A 19,740-nucleotide genomic window follows, 5' to 3' on the forward strand; every position below is an offset into this window, starting at 1 on the left:
CCCATGCCGGCCACCGGCATGCCACTCGTCAACACCTCCGGCCTCAACAGCATGGAGATCCGCAACTACACCGTGAACTTCGGCCCGCAGCACCCGGCCGCGCACGGCGTGCTGCGCCTGATCCTGGAGATGGACGGCGAGGTCGTGCAACGCGCCGATCCGCATATCGGGCTGCTCCACCGCGGCACCGAGAAGCTGGCCGAGTCCAAGCCGTTCAACCAGTCGATCGGCTACATGGACCGGCTCGACTACGTATCGATGATGTGCAACGAGCACGCCTACGTGCGCTCGATCGAGACCCTGCTGGGGATCGAGGCGCCGGAGCGCGCGCAGTACATCCGCACCATGTTCGACGAGATCACCCGCATCCTGAACCACTTGATGTGGGTGGGTTCCAGTGGGCTGGACCTCGGCGCGATGGCGGTGTTCCTGTACGCCTTCCGCGAGCGCGAGGAGCTGATGGACTGCTACGAGGCGGTCTCCGGCGCGCGCATGCACGCGACCTATTACCGTCCGGGCGGCGTCTACCGCGACCTGCCGGAGCGGATGTCGAAGTACAAGGAGTCGCCCTGGCGCAAGGGCAAGGACCTCAAGCGCTTCAACAACTGGCGCGAAGGCTCGCTGCTCGACTACCTCGACGCGTTCTGCGACGACTTCCCGAACCGCGTCGACGAGTACGAGACGCTGCTGACCGATAACCGCATCTGGAAGCAGCGTACCGTCGGCGTCGGCGTGATCAGTCCCGAGCTGGCCCTCGCCTGGGGCCTGACCGGGCCGATGCTGCGCGGTTCCGGCGTCGAGTGGGACCTGCGCAAGAAGCAGCCGTACGCCCGGTACGCCGAGGTCGATTTCGACATCCCGGTCGGCGTCAACGGCGACTGCTACGACCGCTACCTGGTCCGCATCGCGGAAATGCGCCAGTCGACCCGCATCATCAAGCAGTGCGTGAAGTGGCTGAAGGCCAACCCCGGCCCGGTGATGCTGGACAACTACAAGGTCGCGCCGCCCTCCCGCGAGGAGATGAAGGACGACATGGAAGCGTTGATCCACCACTTCAAGCTGTTCACCGAAGGCTATTGCGTGCCGGCCGGCGAGACCTACTGCGCGGTCGAGGCGCCCAAGGGCGAGTTCGGCTGCTACCTCGTGTCGGACGGCGCCAACAAGCCGTTCCGGGTCAAGCTGCGCGCGCCCGGTTTCGCCCACCTGTCCTCGATGGACACCGTGGTCAAGGGCCACATGCTGGCCGACGTGGTGGCGATGATCGGCACCTACGACATCGTGTTCGGCGAGATCGATCGCTAGCCGTGAACGGCGGCGATCGACTGAGGATCTACTGAGCAATGAAAGCGACCGGAAATTTCGAGGCCTGCCAGCACGTCGACCCGATGGTGGCGTTGTCGGACAAGACCCGTGCCCACATCGACCACTGGCTGGCCAAGTTCCCGCCCGACCGCAAGCGCTCGGCGGTGCTGCAGGGCCTGCATGCGGCGCAGGAACAGAACGAGGGCTGGCTGAGCGACGAGTTGATCGCCGCCGTCGCCAAGTACCTGTCGATCCCGCCGGTCTGGGCCTACGAGGTCGCCAGCTTCTACTCGATGTTCGAGACCGAGCAGGTCGGCCGCAACAACGTCGCCTTCTGCACCAACATCAGTTGCTGGCTCAACGGTGGCGAAGCGCTGGTGGCCCACGCCGAGAAGAAGCTCGGCTGCAAGCTGGGCGAGTCCACCGCCGATGGCCGGGTGTTCCTCAAGCGCGAGGAAGAGTGCCTGGCAGCGTGCTGTGGCGCGCCGGTGGTGGTCATCAATGGTCATTACCACGAGAAGCTCGACACCGCGAAGGTCGACGAACTGCTCGAGGGGCTCAAGTAATGGCGCACCACGACTACTCGCAGGGCTATGGCCCGGTCGGCCCGGCACCGCAGGAGCACAGCGTCGTCTACACGACCCTGCATTTCGACAAGCCGTGGTCGTACGACAACTACCTCAAGACCGGTGGCTACAGCGCGCTGCGCAGGATCCTCGAGGAGAAGATCGCGCCGGCCGACGTGATCGAGATGGTCAAGCAGTCGGGCTTGCGCGGGCGTGGCGGCGCGGGCTTCCCGACCGGCCTGAAGTGGAGCTTCATGCCGAAGGGCGAGGGCACCAAGTACATCCTGTGCAACTCGGACGAGTCCGAGCCGGGTACGGCCAAGGACCGCGACATCCTGCGCTACAACCCGCACGCGGTGATCGAGGGCATGGCGATCGCCTGCTACGCGACCGGTTCGACCGTTGCCTACAACTACCTGCGCGGCGAGTTCCACCACGAGCCGTTCGAGCACCTCGAGGAAGCCACCGCCGAGGCCTACAAGCACGGCTGGCTCGGCAAGGACGTGCTCGGTTCGGGCATCGACATCGACATCCACAACGCGCTCGGCGCCGGCGCCTACATCTGCGGCGAGGAAACCGCGTTGATGGAGTCGCTGGAAGGCAAGAAGGGCCAGCCGCGGTTCAAGCCGCCGTTCCCGGCCAACTTCGGCCTGTTCGGCAAGCCGACCACGATCAACAACACCGAAACCTACGCCTCGGTGCCGGCGATCATCCGCAACGGCGCCGAGTGGTTCCTCAACCTCGGCAAGCCCAACAACGGCGGCGCCAAGGTGTTTTCGGTGTCGGGCCACGTCGCCAGGCCCGGCAACTACGAGATCCGTCTCGGCACCTCGTTCGCCGACCTGCTGGAGCTGGCCGGTGGCGTGCGTAACGGGAACAGGATCAAGGGCGTGATCCCCGGTGGCTCGTCGATGCCGGTACTGCCGGGCGACACCATGATGGGCCTGACCATGGACTACGACGCGATCCAGAAGGCCGGTTCCGGCCTCGGCTCCGGCGCGGTAATCGTGATGGACGAGACCACCTGCATGGTCCGCGCCTGCCAGCGCATCGCGCGCTTCTACTTCAAGGAAAGCTGCGGTCAGTGCACGCCGTGCCGCGAGGGCACCGGCTGGATGTACCGCATGCTGACCCGCATCGTCGAGAAGCAGGCGACGGTCGAGGACCTGCACATGCTCAAGGCCGCCGCCGGCCAGATCGAAGGCCACACCATCTGTGCGTTCGGCGAGGCCGCGGCATGGCCGGTGCAGGGCTTCCTGCGCCACTTCTGGGACGAGTTCGAGTACGCGATCGTCAACAGGCGGTTCCTGGTCGATGACCAGGCCGCGGGCACTGTCGTAGAGAAGGTGGCCGCATGAGTGCGCAACCCGCCAACCCGAACGTGCCGCCGGACCACGTCTCGATCGAGATCGATGGCGTGCCGATGACCGCGCCCAAGGGCTCGATGATCATCCACGCCGCCGACAAGGCCGGCATCCCGATCCCGCGTTTCTGCTACCACGACAAGCTGTCCATCGCGGCCAACTGCCGCATGTGCCTGGTCGAGGTCGAGAAGATGGGCAAGCCGGCCCCGGCCTGCGCCACGCCGGTGATGGACGGCATGAAGGTCACCACCCGCAGCGACAAGGCGTTGAAGTCGCAGCGCAACGTGATGGAGTTCCTGCTGATCAACCATCCGCTCGACTGCCCGATCTGCGACCAGGGCGGCGAGTGCGAGTTGCAGGACCTGTCGATGGGCTACGGCCGTTCGGTCAGCCGCTTCGCCGAGCGCAAGCGCGTGGTGCCCGACGAGGACATCGGTCCGCTGGTCGCCACCGAGATGACCCGCTGCATCCAGTGCACCCGCTGCATCCGCTTCACCGCGGAGGTCGCCGGCACCTACGAGCTGGGCGGCATGTACCGCGGCGAGAACCTGCAGATCGGCACCTATGACGGCAAGCCGCTGACCACCGAGCTGTCGGGCAACGTCATCGATGTCTGCCCGGTCGGCGCGCTGACCAACAAGCCGTTCCAGTTCAAGGCGCGTGCCTGGGAGCTGGTCGCGCGCGAGTCGCTGGGCTATCACGACGCGCTCGGCAGCAACCTGTTCCACCACGTGCGTCGCGGCGAAGTGCTGCGCAGCGTCCCGCGCGACAACGATGCGGTCAACGAATGCTGGCTGTCGGATCGCGACCGCTATTCGCACCAGGGCCTGTACGCCGATGACCGCGCGACGGTCCCGATGCTGCGCGATGGCGATGACTGGCGCGAGGCGTCGTGGGACGAGGCGCTGGCGAAGGCCGCGCAGATCCTGCGCGACAACGGCGCCGACCAGCTCGGCATGCTGGTGCACCCCGCGACCTCGAACGAGGAGGGCGCCTTGCTCGCCCGCCTTGCCGATGCGCTCGGTACCGGCAACCTCGACCACCGTATCTCCCAGCGCGACCTGTCGGACGCCGCCGTCGCCGAAACCTTCGCGATGCGCGTGGCCGACATCGACAAGGCCGACATGGTGGTGATCGTCGGCGCCAACCTGCGCCACGAGCTGCCGCTGGTCAATGCGCGCGTGCGCAAGGCCTGGCAGAACGGCGCGAAGGTGCACGTGGTCAATCCGGTCGACTTCGACCAGACCTTCGACCTGGCCGGCAAGCAGATCGTCGCGCCGTCGCAGCTGGCCGCCGCGCTCGGCAATGCCGATTTGCGCGAGGCCGCGAAGGCCGGTTCGCACGCGGTCGTCATCGTCGGCGGGCTCGCCGAGAACAGCGTGCATGCCTCGGCGATCCGTGCCGCCGCGTCGGATTTCGCGGCGGCCACCGGTGCCGCGCTGTGCCGCATTCCGCAGGGCGCCAACGCGGTTGGCCTGGCCGACCATGGCGTGCTGCCGAGCGGTCGCGACGCAGGTTCGATGCTGGCCGAGCCGCGCACCGCCTACGTGCTTTACGGCATCGAGCCGGGCCTGGATTTCGCCGACACCGCAACCGCGATGAAGGCGCTGGGCAGTGCGCAGGTCGTGGCGTTCAGCCATTTCGCCTGCCAGTCGACCCGCGCGGTCGCCGACGTGATCCTGCCGATCGGCTTGCTGCCCGAGATCGACGCGACCCTGACCAACCTCGATGGCCGCGAGCAGTCCGCTACTGCCGGCGGCAAGTTGCCGGGCCAGGCACGTCCCGGCTGGCGCGTGCTGCGGGCACTGGGTGGTGCGCTGGAAGCGACCGGATTCGAGTTCACCGACCTCGCCGGCCTGCGTGCCGGAGTGGCCAAGCGCGAGGTGGCGCCGATGGTCGGACGGCCGCCGGCAATCAGCACCGAAGGGCTGGAGGTCGCCGTCAGCACCGCGATCTACCGGGGCGATGCGGTCGTGCGCCGCGCTGCCGCACTGCAGTCGCATCCGTTGAACGTCGCGCCGCGCGCGGTACTCAACCGCGCCGATGCCGACACGCTCGGCCTGGTCGACGGGGGCACCGGCAAGTTCGGCACCGACGCGGGCACCGCGACCCTGCCGGTCTCCGTCAGCGACAAGGTCGCGCCCGGCACCGTCTGGATCGAGGGTGGGCACGGGGCGACCGCGCCGCTTGGTGCCGGTCGGGTGCAGGCGGGGAGGGCTTGAGCATGGTCGACATGATCCACCAGTTCTTCACGTCCTTCGGCATGCTCGGCGAAGGCGCCTGGATCGTGCTGAAGATCCTGCTGATCGCCGTGCCGGTGATCCTCGCGGTGGCGTTCTACGTGTTGTGGGAGCGCAAGCTGATCGGCTGGATGCACGCGCGCCACGGGCCGATGTACGTCGGCATGGGCATCCTGCAAACGTTCGCCGACGTGTTCAAGCTGCTGTTCAAGGAAGTGCTGCAGCCGACGAGTGCATCGCCGTTCCTGTACAAGCTGGCGCCATTGCTGGTGCTGGTGCCGTCGTTCGCGGCCTGGGCGGTGATCCCGTTCGATGCGCAGGTCGTGCTGTCGAACGCCAATGCCGGCCTGCTGTACCTGCTGGCGATGACCTCGCTGGGTGTGTACGGCATCATCCTCGCCGGCTGGGCGTCCAACTCGAAGTACGCCTTCCTCGGTGCGATGCGTGCCGCGGCGCAGATGGTGTCGTACGAGATCGCGATGGGCTTCGCGCTGGTCGGCGTGATGGTCGCCGCCGGCAGCCTCAACCTGTCGGAAATCGTGATGGCGCAGTCGGGCAACGCCGGCCTGCTGGAGTGGTTCTGGCTGCCGTTGCTGCCGCTGTTCGTGATCTATTTCGTGTCCGGCGTGGCCGAGACCAACCGCGCGCCGTTCGACGTGGTCGAGGGCGAGTCGGAGATCGTCGCCGGCCACATGGTGGAGTACTCGGGCGCGCTGTTCGCGCTGTTCTTCCTGGCCGAATACGCCAACATGATCCTGGTCAGCTTCCTGGTCTCGATCTTCTTCCTCGGCGGCTGGCTGAGCCCGCTGCAGGGCCTTGGCATCCCGCTGCTGTCGGTCGACGGCTGGTGGTGGCTGCTGGCCAAGGTCGCCTTCTTCGCCAGTTGCTACATCTGGTTCCGCGCCACGTTCCCGCGCTACCGCTACGACCAGATCATGCGGCTGGGCTGGAAGGTGTTCATCCCGATCACGATCGCGTGGATCGTCGTGGTCGCGCTGATGGCCTATTACGACGTGTTCCTGCCGGGGCAATGAGACTGACATGAACCGCATCGTTTCCTATTTCAGAAGTCTTCTGCTGGTCGAGCTCGGGCAGGGCATGTGGCTCACGCTCAAGTACCTGTTCCGGCCCAAGTACACGCTGATGTACCCGATGGAGAAGACCCCGCAGTCGCCGCGTTTCCGCGGCATCCATGCGCTGCGCCGCTATCCCAACGGCGAGGAGCGCTGCATCGCCTGCAAGCTGTGCGAGGCGGTGTGCCCGGCGCTGGCGATCACCATCGACTCGGAGAAGCGCGAGGATGGCAGCCGCCGCACCACGCGCTACGACATCGACCTGTTCAAGTGCATCTATTGCGGCTTCTGCGAGGAGTCGTGCCCGGTGGACTCGATCGTCGAGACCCACATCCACGAATACCACTTCGACCAGCGCGGACAGAACATCGTCACCAAGCCGCAACTGCTGGCGATCGGCGACCGGCTCGAGGCCGAGATCGCGGAACGCCGCGCCGCCGACGCACCTTTCCGCTGAGTGCCCGCCATGGACCTCGCTTTCATCGCCTTCATCGTCTTCGCCCTCACGGCAATCGCATCCGCGCTGGCCGTGATCACCGTCAAGAACCCCGTCCACGCGGTGCTGTCGCTGGTGCTGACGTTCTTCTCGGTCGCCTGCCTGTGGATCATCATCGGGGCCGAGTTCCTCGGCGTGACCCTGATCCTGGTCTACGTCGGTGCGGTGATGGTGCTGTTCCTGTTCGTGGTGATGATGCTTGATATCGACGTCGCGCCACTGCGCGAGGGCTTCGTGCGTTACCTGCCGGTCGGGCTGGTGGTCGCCGCGGTGATGCTGGCCGAGATGCTGGTGCTGATCGGCGTCAAGACGCAGCTGGCGGTGCCGCTGGCGCCCAATGCGGCCGAGGCGGCCGATATCCCCAATACCGAGTGGCTGGCGCATGCGCTGTTCACCCGGTTCCTGCTGCCGTTCGAGACCGCCGCGGTGATCCTGACCGTCGCGGTGATCGCGGCGGTGACCCTGACCCTGCGTCGCCGCGAGGGTGCCAAGCACCAGAACCCGGGCGAGCAGGCCCGCGCCCGTGCCGGCGACCGTGTGCGCCTGGTCAAGATGGACGCGGTGAGACCCGCGCCCGCGCAGCCGTCGGATGCCTCCGGTGCCGCCGACGAGGTGAAGCCATGAACCTGTTCGCATCCGGCCTGACCCCCGGCCACTTCCTCGCGCTCGGCGCCGCGCTGTTCTGCATCAGCGTCGCCGGCATCTTCATCAACCGCAAGAACGTGATCGTGCTGCTGATGTGCCTGGAGTTGATGCTGCTTGCGGTCAACATCAACTTCGTGACGTTCTCGCGCCAGTTCGGCGACCCGGCCGGCCAGGTGTTCGTGTTCTTCATCCTGACCGTGGCCGCGGCCGAGGCCGCCATCGGCCTGGCGATCCTCGTCACGCTGTTCCGCAACCGGCGCACGATCAACGTCGCCGAAATCGATTCGATGAAGGGCTGATCCGATGCAGGGTGTGGACATGCTTGATAGCAGCGTCGTTATTTCAAAGTCCCTGCTGCTGGCCGTCGTGCTGGCGCCGCTGCTGGGTGCCATCATCGCGGGCCTGTTCGGCCGCAGGATCGGTCGTGCCGGTGCGCACGTCGTCACCATCCTGGGCGTCGCCGCGAGCTTCGTGATGTCCGCCTGGGTGCTGTGGCAACTGGTCGGGCAGGGCGCGGCACCGTTCAACGAGAACATCTACACCTGGTTCCAGGTCGGCGGCATCGAGGCCCATGTCGGCTTCATGGTCGACAACCTGACCGCGATGATGATGGTGGTGGTCACCTTCGTGTCGCTGCTGGTGCACCTCTACACCATCGGCTACATGCACGAGGATCCGGGCTACCAGCGGTTCTTCAGCTACATCTCGCTGTTCACCTTCTCGATGCTCATGCTGGTGATGAGCAACAACTTCCTGCAGCTGTTCTTCGGCTGGGAAGCGGTGGGCCTGGTGTCGTATCTGCTGATCGGCTTCTGGTTCAAGAAGCCGACCGCGGTGTTCGCCAACCTCAAGGCGTTCCTGGTCAACCGCGTGGGCGATTTCGGCTTCCTGCTCGGCATCGCCGGCGTGCTGCTGATGTTCGGTTCGCTCGACTACGGCACCGTGTTCGCCAACGCACCGAGCATCGCCGGGCTGAACATGGCGATCGTCGAGGGCCACGAATGGTCGGTCGCGACGGTGATCTGTATCTGCCTGTTCATCGGCGCGATGGGCAAGTCGGCGCAGGTGCCGCTGCACGTCTGGCTGCCGGACTCGATGGAAGGCCCGACCCCGATCTCGGCGCTGATCCACGCGGCGACGATGGTGACGGCCGGCATCTTCATGGTCGCGCGCATGTCGCCGCTGTTCGAGCTGAGCCAGACCGCGCTCAACTTCGTGCTGTTCATCGGCGCCACCACCGCGTTCTGGACCGGCCTGATCGGCATCGTGCAGAACGACATCAAGCGCGTGGTCGCGTATTCGACGCTGTCGCAGCTGGGCTACATGACGGTCGCGCTGGGCGTGTCGGCCTACAGCGCCGGCGTCTACCACCTGATGACGCACGCGTTCTTCAAGGCGCTGCTGTTCCTCGGTGCCGGCTCGGTCATCATTGCGATGCACCATGAGCAGGACATGCGCAAGATGGGTGGCCTCAGGAAGTACATGCCCATCACCTACTGGACGATGCTGCTGGGCACGCTGGCGCTGGTCGCCACGCCGTTCTTCAGCGGCTTCTACTCCAAGGACACGATCATCGAGGCGGCCCACCACGCCAGCGAGCGCGCGGGCTGGATCGGGCAGTACGCCTACTGGGCGGTGTTGCTGGGTGCGTTCGTGACCGCGTTCTACAGCTTCCGCCTGCTGTTCATGACGTTCCACGGCAAGGAGCGTTTCCGTGAGGTCGGGCATGCGCACGGCCACGACGATCATGCCGCGGAAGACCACGGCCACCACGGCGTGCACGAGCCCCACGAGTCGCCGTGGGTGGTGACCGTGCCGCTGATCCTGCTGGCGATCCCGTCGGTGCTGGTCGGCTTCTTCACCGCGGGCCCGATGCTGTTCGGGACCGACTGGAGCGGGCACGTCGAGCAGCTGCCGTTCTTCCTCGGCGCGATCGAGGTCGATGCCGCCCACGACGTGATGGCCACGCTGAAGCACGAGGTCTGGCACGGCCCGGTCGCGTTCGCACTGCACGGCCTGCAGTCGCCGGCGTTCTGGCTGGCGTTCGCCGGGTTCGCGCTGGCCGTGGTCATGTATCTGTGGAAGCCCGAGCTGGCCACCCGCGCCCGGAAGGCATTTGCCTGGCCGGTGCGGGTACTGGAGAACAAGTACGGCTTCGACGCCCTGTGGATCGGCGGTTTCGCCGGCGGCAGCCTCGGCCTGGGCAAGGCATCGCGCGCGGTCGACACCCATGTGATCGACGGTGTCGCCGTCAACGGCAGCGCCCGCCTGGTCGAACTGGTCGCCTCGGTCAGCCGCCGCGTCCAATCCGGTTACCTGTTCCATTACGCCTTCGCGATGATCGTCGGCCTGATCGTGATGCTGGCCGTACTCATCCGTTACCTGAATTGACAAGGACTGCGACGTGAACCCTGAGCCCTTGCAAAGTGCGCTGCCCTTGTTGAGCCTGCTCGTGTGGCTGCCGATCATCGGCGGCTTCCTGACCCTCGCGTTCGGTGACGCGCGCGCCAACGCCGCGCGCTGGTTCGCCACCGGCGTCGCCACGCTGACGCTGCTGGTGTGCGTGCCGCTGTTCACCGGATTCGACATGGCCACCCCGGCGATGCAGTTCGTCGAGGACCACGCGTGGATCCCGGCGTTCGACATCCGCTACCACCTGGGCGCGGACGGCATTTCGGTGCCGCTGATCGGCCTGACCGCATTGACCTCGGTGCTGGTGCTGATCGGTGCCTGGAACGTCGAGAAGCGGGTCAACCAGTACTACGCCGCGTTCCTGATCCTCGAAGGCCTGATGGTCGGCGTGTTCGCCGCGCTCGACTCGATGCTGTTCTACGTGTTCTTCGAGTGCATGCTGATCCCGATGTTCATCATCATCGGCGTCTGGGGCGGCCCGCGCCGGGTCTACGCCTCGGTCAAGTTCTTCCTGTACACGTTCCTCGGCTCGCTGTTCATGCTGATCGGGCTGATCTACCTGTACCTGAAGGGCGGCAGCTGGCAGCTGGCCGACCTGTACCAGTTGCAGCTGTCGGCGACCGAGCAGATGTGGATCATGTTCGGCTTCCTGATCGCGTTCGCGGTCAAGGTGCCGATGTTCCCGGTGCACACCTGGCTGCCGGACGCGCACGTCGAGGCGCCGACCGCCGGTTCGGTGATCCTGGCCGCGATCATGCTGAAGATCGGCGGTTACGGCTTCCTGCGCTTCACCCTGCCGATCGTGCCGGACGCCGGCGCGGAGTGGGCGTGGCTGCTGATCGCGCTGAGCCTGATCGCAATCGTCTACGTCGGCCTGGTCGCGCTGGCTCAGGACGACATGAAGAAGCTGATCGCCTATTCGTCGATCTCGCACATGGGCTTCGTGACCCTCGGCACCTTCATCGCCTTCGGCCTGGTGCGTGACTACGGCAACCTCGACGCCGCGCGCCTCGGCCTGCAGGGCGCGATGGTGCAGATGGTCAGCCACGGGTTCATCTCGGCGGCGATGTTCACCTGCGTCGGCGTGCTGTACGACCGGCTGCACACGCGGCGGATCAAGGATTACGGCGGCGTTGCCAACGTGATGCCGTGGTTCGCGGTGCTCTACGTGCTGTTCGCGATGGCCAACTCGGGCCTGCCGGGCACGTCGGGCTTCGTCGGCGAGTTCATGGTGATCATGGCCTCGTTCCAGAAACATCCATTGATCGCCTTCGCCGCGGCGCTGACCCTGATCATCGGTGCCGGGTACACCCTGTGGCTGGTCAAGCGCGTGCTGTGGGGCGAGGTCGGCAATGAAAACGTCGCCACGATGAAGGACATCAGCGCACGCGAGACCTTCGTGCTGGGCGTGTTCGCCGCCGGTACGCTGCTGATCGGTGTCTGGCCGAAGCCGCTGACCGACCTGATGGAACCATCGATCGCCAACCTCGCGATGCAGATCGCAGGTTCCAAGCTTTAAGCGCCTGACGGGCACCCACCGGATCAAGAGCCGAAGATGACCGCCGTTCCCCTACGTTCCGCCGCCGAATTGATGCCGTTGCTGCCAGAGCTGGTGCTGGTCGGCGGCGCCTTTGCGCTGCTCATGCTCGACCTGTTCCTGTCCGAGCGCCAGCGTGTCGCCACCCACTTGCTGTCGATCGCACTGCTGCTGGTGGTGGCCGCGATGATCGCATTCGGTGTCGGCGGGCAGGGCACGGTGCTCAGCGGCATGTTCGTGCGCGATGGCATCTCCGATGTCCTGGGCGCCAGCCTGGCGGCGATCTCGGCACTGGCGATGGTGTTCCTGTGGCCGTACATGCGCGATCGCGGCCTGTACAAGGGCGAGATGTCGGTGCTGATGCTGTTCGCGGTGCTCGGCATGATGCTGCTGGTGTCCGCCGGCAGCCTGGTGATGATCTACGTCGGGCTGGAAATGCTGGCGCTGTGTTCGTACGCGCTGGTCGCGATCGATCGCGAGAACCCGCTCGCATCCGAGGCGGGCATCAAGTACTTCGTGCTCGGCGCACTGGCCTCCGGCCTGTTGCTGTACGGCCTGTCCTTGGTCTACGGCGCCACCGGCACGCTCGACCTGCAGCAGATCGCGATCGCCGCGCAGTCCACGGCGTCGATGACGATGCTGGTCACCGGCGTGGCGTTCATGGTCGCCGGCATCGCGTTCAAGTTCGGTGCCGCGCCGTTCCACATGTGGCTCCCGGACGTCTACCACGGCGCGCCGACCCCGATCACGCTGTTCATCGGCTCCGCGCCGAAGCTTGCGGTGGTCGGCATGACCTACCGGTTGCTCGAGGTCGCGGTCGGGCCGCTGGAGGTCCACTGGCAGGTCATGCTCGCCGTCCTGGCGGTGCTGTCGCTGGCGATCGGCAACCTCAGCGCGATCATGCAGAGCAACTTCAAGCGCATGCTGGCGTATTCGACGGTGTCGCACATCGGCTTCCTGCTGATGGGCTTCGCCGGCGGCGGGGCGGAAGGTTTCGCGGCTGCGACGTTCTACGCGCTGGTGTACGCGCTGATGGCGACCGCGGCGTTCGGCGCCATCGTGGCGATGTCCAGCCGTGGTTTCGAGGCCGACCGGATCGACGACTACAAGGGCCTCAATGCGCGTGATCCGTGGATGGCCGGGCTGATCCTGCTGGTCATGTTCTCGCTGGCCGGGGTGCCGCCGTTCCTCGGCTTCTGGGCCAAGCTGTCGGTGCTGCGCGCCGCGATCGAAGGCGACATGCTGTGGCTTGCGATCGTCGGCATCGTGTTCGCGGTGATCGGCGCCTTCTACTACCTGCGGGTGGTCAAGGTGATGTACTTCGACGAGCCGGAAGGCGTGATGCCGGCGCCAACAAGCCATCGGCCGATGCGCATCGTGCTCGGCGTCAACGCGTTCGCGCTGCTCGTGCTCGGCCTGGCGTGGAATCCGATCATGGCGTGGTGCCGGCAGGCGTTCGGAATCTGAAAATAAAACCCTGTCCGGGGTTGCCAGGAACAGGGTTCATCGCTATTATGATCGGCCTGATGCGGGGTGGAGCAGTCTGGCAGCTCGTCGGGCTCATAACCCGAAGGTCGCAGGTTCAAATCCTGCCCCCGCTACCAAGTTGATATGCATCAGACGAAACGGCGACTCCCGAAATGGAGTCGCCGTTTTCGTATCCGCATGTTTCGTGTCGGCGTGTTCGTTTCCCGCATGCCTCGTCGAGCGCCGCCGTGTTTCCGCCGGGCAGTTCACGCCGCTCAGTTCTCCGAGACCAGCACGGCATCGGACCGGTAGAGGGCCGGGTAGAGGCGCTGCAGTTCGCGGACCTTCGGCAGGTCGTTGATGCGGATATAGGCATTGCGCGGGTGCCGTGTCATGTAGTCCTGGTGGTAGGCCTCGGCGGGATGGAACTGTTTGCCGCTCTCGATCCGGGTGGCGATGGGCGCATCGAATACCCCGGCCCTGTCGAGTTGGGCGATGTAGGCCCGGGCGGCCTGCGCCTGTTCACTGCTGGTGGTGAATATCGCCGAACGGTACTGGGTGCCGCGGTCCGGCCCCTGCCGGTTGAGCTGGGTGGGATCGTGGGCGACCGAAAAGAACACCTGCATCAGCTGTGCGTAGCTGACCTGCGCGGGGTCGTAAGTCACCTGCACGGCTTCGGCGTGGCCGGTGCGTCCGGTGCCGACGAGAGGGTAGCGGGCCGTCGCTGCGCTACCGCCGATGTACCCGGACACGGCTGACTGCACGCCCTTCACGTGCTGGAACACGCCCTGTACGCCCCAGAAGCAGCCCGCGGCGAATACCGCCGTTTCGCTGCGCGCGGGTGCCTCGGCAGGTGCCTGCATGGCGGCCGGCGGCGGTAACTCCATGGCCTGTGCGTTGCCGACGCCCGGCTGGCCGTGCAGGTTGAAGGCGACCGCCAGCATCAGCGCGGCAACGGCGATGGCGACGCCACCGGCGAGGAGGTTTTCCATCGGGAGTCTCATGGCGGGTTCTCCGTGGGTGTCAGCCGAAGGTGAAGGCGTAGGCGCGGACGCCGGGGTCGAGGAATTCGATCTCGAAGGTGTGCTCGGCCACGTCGCCGCGCTGGCGTACGAGCTGGTACAGGCGGTGTTCGTCGATCACGCCCGAGCCTGACGCATCGGTGTCCACGCCGTGCGCATCGCCCGGCGCACGGCCGTCGATGCGCACCCTGAACCGCACGGGTTCGGCGCCCGGCGCGAGGACGAGGTGCAGGTCGCGGGCATGGAAGCGGAAGCGGATGCCGCCACCGGCCTGCTCCAAGCGCGCGTCCTCGCGACCGACCGTCCAGTCGCCCGACAGCGCCCACTGGTTGAGCGTCAACGGCGGCGTACCTGCGTAGCGGTGCTCGCGGTCGTGCACCAGGCCGCCGGCGGAAGCGAAGTTCTCGGCGCGGGCGTAGCCGACATAGGTCTCCGGGGAGCGCAGGTTGTCCCGGTCGGCCGGCTGCTCCACGCCGCTGGCCTCCGTCCCCGAGGCGGCCATGGCTGGCAGTCGCGCGCGTCCGGCTTCCTGCAGCAACCCGCGGATGATCCCTTCGGATTCGGCGTAATTGCCTTCACCGAAGTGGTGGGCGCGGATGCGGCCCTGCGCATCGATGAAGTAGTGGGCCGGCCAGTACCGGTTGTTGAACGCGCGCCAGATCGCGTAGTCGTTGTCGATCGCCACCGGATAGGTCACGCGCAGGTCGGAAACCGCACGGCGCACGTTGTCGGGGTCGCGTTCGAAGGCGAACTCCGGTGCATGCACGCCGATCACCACCAGCCCCTGGTCCCGGTATTTGTCCGCCCACTCGCGCACATGCGGCAGCGCGCGCAGGCAATTGATGCAGGAGTAGGTCCAGAAATCGATCAGCACGACCTTGCCGCGGAGCGATGCGGGGTCGAGCGGCTCGCTGTTCAACCAGCCGGTGGCGCCTGCAAGCGAGGGCAGGTTGCCTTCCGTGTGCACCGGTGTTCCGGCCGCGTCGGTGCCCATCATCATCATGGCCGGCGCATCCGTCGCGCCTTCCATCATCGCGTTCGACCCGGACATCGCCGGTGGCTGGATGCGATCGAGCAATGATTGCTCCACGCGTGCGGTGCTGACCGTCGACAGGCGGGTCAGCAGGCCGGTGTCCAGCCCCAGCGCGATCGCCGCAACCGCGGCGAGCACCAGCACGCCGAGTCCACGCCGCACCCATTCGCCCATGCCGAGCGAGCCCTTCAGTGCAGCGAAGACGCGGCCGCCGACCAGCAGCGCGATCGCCAGCGAGGTGGCCGCGCCCAGTGCATAGGCCAGCAGCAGCGCGGTTGTTCCCGTGCTTGCCCCCTGCAGGGCGGCGCCGGTCAGCACCAGCCCCAGGATCGGACCGGCGCAGGGCGCCCACAGCAGCCCCGTCGCCACGCCCAGCAGCAGCGAAGTGCCGATCCCGCCACGGCCGCGCTCATCGGCGCTGTCGGCGGACCGGCTCAGGCGCCCGCCCAGTGCCTGGAACGGTGCACCCACGCGGCTCGCCAGCGCCGGCCACAGCAGTGCGATTGCGAACGCCGCCATCAGTGCGAGCGCGAGCCAGCGTCCCACCTGGTTGGCCTGCACGACCCACTGACTGCCAACGGCCGCCAGTGTCGCGACGGCCGCGAAGGTAACCGCCATGCCGACGAGCATGGGCAGCCCCGCGCGCAGGAACGGCTTGTCCGAACGGGCGAACACGAAGGGCAGCACGGGCAGGATGCACGGGCTGAGGATGGTCAGGACACCGCCAAGGTAGGCGAGGAGGAGAAGGAGCATCGGGATTTTCCAGGGAGGGAAGGAGGAGGACGGGTTTCAACCCGCGGCGAACGTCATCGCCGCGCCGTTCATGCAGTAGCGCAGGCCGGTGGGAGCAGGGCCGTCGTTGAACACGTGGCCCAGGTGCCCGCCACAGCGTCGGCAGTGCACTTCATGGCGGACCATGCCGAAACTGGAGTCGGTGCTCGTTCCGATCGCGTCATGCAGCGGCGCCCAGAAACTCGGCCAGCCGGTCCCGCTTTCGAACTTGGTGGCCGAGGAGTACAGCGGCAGCGCGCAACCGGCACAGGCGAACGTGCCGCGCCGATGCTCGTCGTTCAGCGGGCTGCTGTAGGGATGCTCGGTGGCGTGTCCCCGCAGTACGCGGTACTGCGAAGGTGTCAGGCGCGCGCGCCATTCGGCGTCGCTGTGCATGACCTCGAAGCGCCGGGGCCTGGCCGCCGCCGCAGCCGCGGCGGGTGCGCGGCTGCAAGCGCCGAGTCCCAACAGGCCGCCCGCCATGGCGAGGCCGCCGACGCGCAACAGTTCCCTGCGGGTAAAGGACATGGTCTTCTCCTGGCAATGTGACGGGACAGGCGAATGATTCGCCCGGTCCCATCGCCAAGTCCTCACGCAAACTTAAACTTTGCGTGATACCTCCAGCGCGGCGATTGACCATAATCCGGGCTGGAGCCACGAGGCCTGCCGGATCCCGGGATGTCCACAGCCAAACGCGTGCTGATCGTCGAAGACGACGCGCATATCGCCGAATTGCTGCGCCTGCACCTGCACGACGAAGGCTTCGAGGTGGTGCACGCGACCGATGGCAACGAAGGCCTGCGCCTGCTCGAAGGCGGTGGCTGGGATGCCCTCGTGCTGGACCTGATGCTGCCGGGCGTCGACGGGCTGGAAATCTGCAGGCGCGCCCGCACGATGGCCCGCTACACGCCGATCATCATCACCAGCGCCCGCTCCAGCGAAGTGCACCGGATCCTGGGGCTGGAACTGGGGGCGGACGACTACCTCGCCAAGCCATTTTCCATGCTCGAGCTGGTGGCGCGGGTGAAGGCGCTGCTGCGCCGCGTGGAGGCGGTGGCGAACGACGCGAAGATCGACTCCGGCGTGCTGGAGCGCAACGGCCTGCACATCGACCCGGTCGCGCGCACGGCCGCCATCGACGGCCGGGTGCTGGAACTGACGCCGCGCGAGTTCGACCTGCTGCACTTCTTCGCCCGCCACCCCGACAAGGTGTTCTCGCGGATGGACCTGCTCAACCGGGTCTGGGGCTACCGGCACGACGGTTACGAACACACCGTCAACACCCACATCAACCGCCTGCGCGCGAAGATCGAGCCCGATCCGGCCCAGCCCCGGCGCATCCTCACGGTATGGGGGAGGGGCTACCGGTTCGCCGCCGCACCGATGGTCGGGGAGGGCGACGCGTGATCCGGTTGAGCCTGTCGCAGCGCCTGTCCGTCGTGTTCTGCGGCCTGTTGCTGGTGTGCTGCGGCGCGCTGGCGATGATGCAGATGCGCACCAGCGTGATGCACGAGCAGGAGGTGGTGCAGCGCCTGTCGCGCGGACTGGCCGAGCACATCGCCCAGAGCGGCGAGTTGATGGACCGGGACGGCCTGCGGCCGGCGAACGTGCGCGACCTGTTCGGCAAGTTGATGGCGGTCAATCCCAGCGTCGAGGTCTACCTGCTGGACGATCGCGGCCGCATCCTCGGCCACGATGCACCCGAGGGCCACCTGCGGCGCAAGCAGGTGGATGTCGCGCCGATCCAACAGCTGTTGCGCGGCGACCGGCTACCGATCCTCGGTGACGACCCGCGCAGCGCACACGGTCGCAAGGTGTTCAACGCCGCCCCGTTGCGGGTGCAGGGGCGCGATGTCGGCTACATCTACGTCGTGTTGCTTGGCGAGGAGCGCGACGCGCTGGTGGCCGATGTCACCGCGAGCGCCGCGCTGCGCACCACGCTGTGGTCGGTGTCGCTGGTCGCGGTGCTGGGGCTGCTGGCGGGTATCGCCGCCTTCCGCTGGGTCACCCGTCCGCTGCGGCGCCTCACTGCGCGCATGCAGGCATTCGACGTGGAAGGGCGCGCGCCACGGGCGCCGGACGACCGGCAGCCTCCACTGGCGCCGGGCGAGAAGGACGAAATCGCCATCCTCGAGCACAGCTTCAGCCACATGTCCCGGCGCATCGGCGAGCAGTGGCAGGAGCTGAGCCGGCAGGACCAGCAGCGCCGCGAGCTGGTGGCCAACATCTCGCACGACCTGCGCACCCCGCTTTCGTCGCTGCACGGCTATCTCGAGACGCTGGCGCTGAAGGACGGGACGCTGGACCCGGCCGAGCGCCGGCGCTACCTGGAGATCGCGCTGGGGCAAAGCCGCAAGGTCGGACGCCTGGTGCAGGAGCTGTTCGAACTGGCGCGCCTGGAGTACGGCGCCGTGCAACTGGATCGGCAGGCGTTCTCGCTACCCGACCTGGTCCAGGACGTGTTCCAGAAGTTCGAGCTGGCGGCCGAGGCCCGGCGACAGGTGCTGGTGGCGGACATCCCCCCGGGTGTTCCGGCCGTCGTCGCGGATATCGGGCTGGTCGAGCGCGTTTTGACCAACCTGATCGACAACGCGATACGGCACACGCCCGGGGGAGGGCGCATCGAACTGGCGCTGCGTACCGGCGCCCGCGGCGTGGTGGTGACGGTCGCGGACGATGGCCCGGGGATTCCCGCGGAGCTGCGCCGGCGCCTGTTCGAGACGCCATCGGTGCTGGCGTCGGGCGATCGCGCCGACGGTGGCCTCGGCCTGATGATCGTCCGGCAGATCCTGCAATTGCATGGCAGCGGCATCGAACTGGTGGAGGATGGCCGCGGGGCGGTGTTCCGGTTCGAGCTGCCGACGACGACGCGTCCGCTCGAAGGTTCCTGAATGGAAGGGGCCGGAGGTTGCTATAAGCTGCCGTAATCCATTAATATTCAGCGGCTGAGCGGGATGGCAAGCGTTTTCCTGCAGGGAGTCACCGACCTGCCCCGCTGACAGCTTTTCGCAATCGACGAAAAGCCTCCGCGGAGGCTTTTTTTGATGGCGACGAGTCGGGCTTGATCGAGGCAGGTTCCACGCCTCGGCGCCGAAATCCAGCAGTATTGGACAAGGGGCCCAGCGGGCCCCTTTTTGTTTGGGCCCTGCGACGCAACGGCATTCAGACAGGACCCCCACGGAAATATCCACGAAAGCAGATGACCGACAAGGCAACCCAAATCGCTACGTTGCTCGCGCCGACGGTTCAATCCCTCGGGCTGGAACTGCTTGGCATCGAGTACCTGCCGGCGCCCGGTGGCGCGGTGGTGCGGCTTTACATCGACAAGCCCGAGGGTGAGCAGGCCGATGCCACCGGTGACGGCGAAGTCGCGGGCGACGGCCTGCCGGTCTCGGTCAGCATCGAGGATTGCGAGGCGGTCAGCCGCGAGGTCTCGGCCCAGCTCGACGTCGAAGACCCGATCAGCGGCAACTACACCCTGGAAGTGTCGTCGCCGGGCATCGACCGCCCGCTGTTCACGCTGGCGCATTTCCGGCGCTTCGCCGGTGAAACCGCCAAGGTGGCATTGAAGCTGCCGCAGGAAGGCCGCCGTCGTCTGACCGGGACGATTGCCACCATCGATGGCGACGACATCACGTTCCTGGTCGACGGTGCCGAATTCACCGCCGCCTTCGACAATATCGACAAGGCGCGGCTGGTCCCGGACTGGGCCGCGCTGGGACTGGCCCCGGAAAAGCCGGGGCAGGGCAAGAAGCAAACCAACAAACCAACCAACAAGCCGGCGGCCGACAAGCCGACCCCGGCGGAGTAGA

General features: G+C 66.7%; 17 protein-coding genes and 1 tRNA gene. 15 read left to right on the plus strand and 3 right to left on the minus strand.

What is annotated here, in order from left to right:
- Positions 1-3 precede the first annotated feature (3 nt).
- From ACT9AS_RS11135 to ACT9AS_RS11190, 12 genes are all read left to right on the plus strand, one after another.
- Entirely contained in the window at positions 4-1,302 is a 1,299-nt protein-coding gene (locus tag ACT9AS_RS11135; protein WP_445100365.1) for an NADH-quinone oxidoreductase subunit D, read from the plus strand.
- 38 nt (positions 1,303-1,340) lie between these two features.
- Positions 1,341-1,868 (plus strand): NADH-quinone oxidoreductase subunit NuoE, encoded by a 528-nt coding sequence (gene nuoE / locus ACT9AS_RS11140; protein ID WP_445100195.1) that lies wholly within the window; start codon positions 1,341-1,343, stop codon positions 1,866-1,868.
- Complete coding sequence (gene nuoF / locus ACT9AS_RS11145; protein ID WP_445100196.1) at positions 1,868-3,226, plus strand: NADH-quinone oxidoreductase subunit NuoF; 1,359 nt, start codon at positions 1,868-1,870, stop codon at positions 3,224-3,226. Before nuoE ends, nuoF begins: the two co-directional genes overlap by 1 nt.
- Positions 3,223-5,454 carry an NADH-quinone oxidoreductase subunit NuoG gene (gene nuoG, locus ACT9AS_RS11150; protein WP_445100197.1) on the plus strand — a complete coding sequence of 744 codons (2,232 nt, stop codon included), beginning with the start codon at positions 3,223-3,225 and terminating at the stop codon, positions 5,452-5,454. The genes nuoF and nuoG overlap by 4 nt, the downstream gene beginning before the upstream one ends.
- Positions 5,455-5,456: 2 nt before the next feature.
- Positions 5,457-6,506, plus strand: a complete 1,050-nt coding sequence (nuoH, locus tag ACT9AS_RS11155) for an NADH-quinone oxidoreductase subunit NuoH (protein ID WP_445100198.1) — start codon at positions 5,457-5,459, stop codon at positions 6,504-6,506.
- 7 nt (positions 6,507-6,513) lie between these two features.
- Complete coding sequence (nuoI, locus tag ACT9AS_RS11160; RefSeq protein ID WP_445100199.1) at positions 6,514-7,002, plus strand: NADH-quinone oxidoreductase subunit NuoI; 489 nt, start codon at positions 6,514-6,516, stop codon at positions 7,000-7,002.
- A gap of 9 nt (positions 7,003-7,011) precedes the next feature.
- Positions 7,012-7,665: an NADH-quinone oxidoreductase subunit J gene (locus ACT9AS_RS11165; protein WP_445100200.1), complete on the plus strand. Its 654-nt coding sequence runs from the start codon at positions 7,012-7,014 to the stop codon at positions 7,663-7,665.
- A complete protein-coding gene (nuoK, locus tag ACT9AS_RS11170; RefSeq protein ID WP_445100201.1) occupies positions 7,662-7,985 on the plus strand; it encodes an NADH-quinone oxidoreductase subunit NuoK in 324 nt (107 codons plus the stop codon). The genes ACT9AS_RS11165 and nuoK overlap by 4 nt, the downstream gene beginning before the upstream one ends.
- Positions 7,986-8,004: 19 nt before the next feature.
- Complete coding sequence (nuoL, locus tag ACT9AS_RS11175; RefSeq protein WP_445100202.1) at positions 8,005-10,077, plus strand: NADH-quinone oxidoreductase subunit L; 2,073 nt, start codon at positions 8,005-8,007, stop codon at positions 10,075-10,077.
- A 40-nt stretch (positions 10,078-10,117) separates the two neighbouring features.
- Positions 10,118-11,617 carry an NADH-quinone oxidoreductase subunit M gene (locus ACT9AS_RS11180; RefSeq protein WP_445100366.1) on the plus strand — a complete coding sequence of 500 codons (1,500 nt, stop codon included), beginning with the start codon at positions 10,118-10,120 and terminating at the stop codon, positions 11,615-11,617.
- 36 nt (positions 11,618-11,653) lie between these two features.
- Complete coding sequence (gene nuoN / locus ACT9AS_RS11185; protein WP_445100203.1) at positions 11,654-13,102, plus strand: NADH-quinone oxidoreductase subunit NuoN; 1,449 nt, start codon at positions 11,654-11,656, stop codon at positions 13,100-13,102.
- A 60-nt stretch (positions 13,103-13,162) separates the two neighbouring features.
- Positions 13,163-13,239, plus strand: a tRNA-Met gene (locus tag ACT9AS_RS11190).
- 138 nt (positions 13,240-13,377) lie between these two features.
- Here the strand turns inward: ACT9AS_RS11190 and msrA are convergent.
- The 3 genes from msrA to msrB are packed head-to-tail and all read right to left on the minus strand — an operon-like array spanning position 13,378 to position 16,456.
- On the minus strand, positions 13,378-14,106 hold the full coding sequence (gene msrA / locus ACT9AS_RS11195) for a peptide-methionine (S)-S-oxide reductase MsrA (RefSeq protein ID WP_445100204.1): 729 nt from the start codon (positions 14,104-14,106) through the stop codon (positions 13,378-13,380).
- 19 nt (positions 14,107-14,125) lie between these two features.
- Positions 14,126-15,910, minus strand: coding sequence for a redoxin domain-containing protein (locus ACT9AS_RS11200; protein ID WP_445100205.1), 1,785 nt, complete (start codon positions 15,908-15,910; stop codon positions 14,126-14,128).
- A 36-nt stretch (positions 15,911-15,946) separates the two neighbouring features.
- On the minus strand, positions 15,947-16,456 hold the full coding sequence (gene msrB / locus ACT9AS_RS11205) for a peptide-methionine (R)-S-oxide reductase MsrB (protein ID WP_445100206.1): 510 nt from the start codon (positions 16,454-16,456) through the stop codon (positions 15,947-15,949).
- Positions 16,457-16,606: 150 nt separating this feature from the next.
- On the opposite strand from msrB, the gene ACT9AS_RS11210 reads away from it, so the two are divergent.
- The 3 genes from ACT9AS_RS11210 (at position 16,607) to rimP (ending at position 19,739) form a co-directional block, all read left to right on the plus strand.
- Positions 16,607-17,335 carry a winged helix-turn-helix domain-containing protein gene (locus ACT9AS_RS11210; RefSeq protein ID WP_445100207.1) on the plus strand — a complete coding sequence of 243 codons (729 nt, stop codon included), beginning with the start codon at positions 16,607-16,609 and terminating at the stop codon, positions 17,333-17,335.
- A complete protein-coding gene (locus ACT9AS_RS11215) occupies positions 17,332-18,819 on the plus strand; it encodes an ATP-binding protein (RefSeq protein ID WP_445100208.1) in 1,488 nt (495 codons plus the stop codon). Before ACT9AS_RS11210 ends, ACT9AS_RS11215 begins: the two co-directional genes overlap by 4 nt.
- 308 nt (positions 18,820-19,127) lie before the next feature.
- Positions 19,128-19,739, plus strand: coding sequence for a ribosome maturation factor RimP (gene rimP, locus ACT9AS_RS11220; RefSeq protein WP_445100209.1), 612 nt, complete (start codon positions 19,128-19,130; stop codon positions 19,737-19,739).
- Position 19,740: the final 1 nt, after the last annotated feature.

The organism is Lysobacter sp. F60174L2 (genome assembly GCF_052547135.1).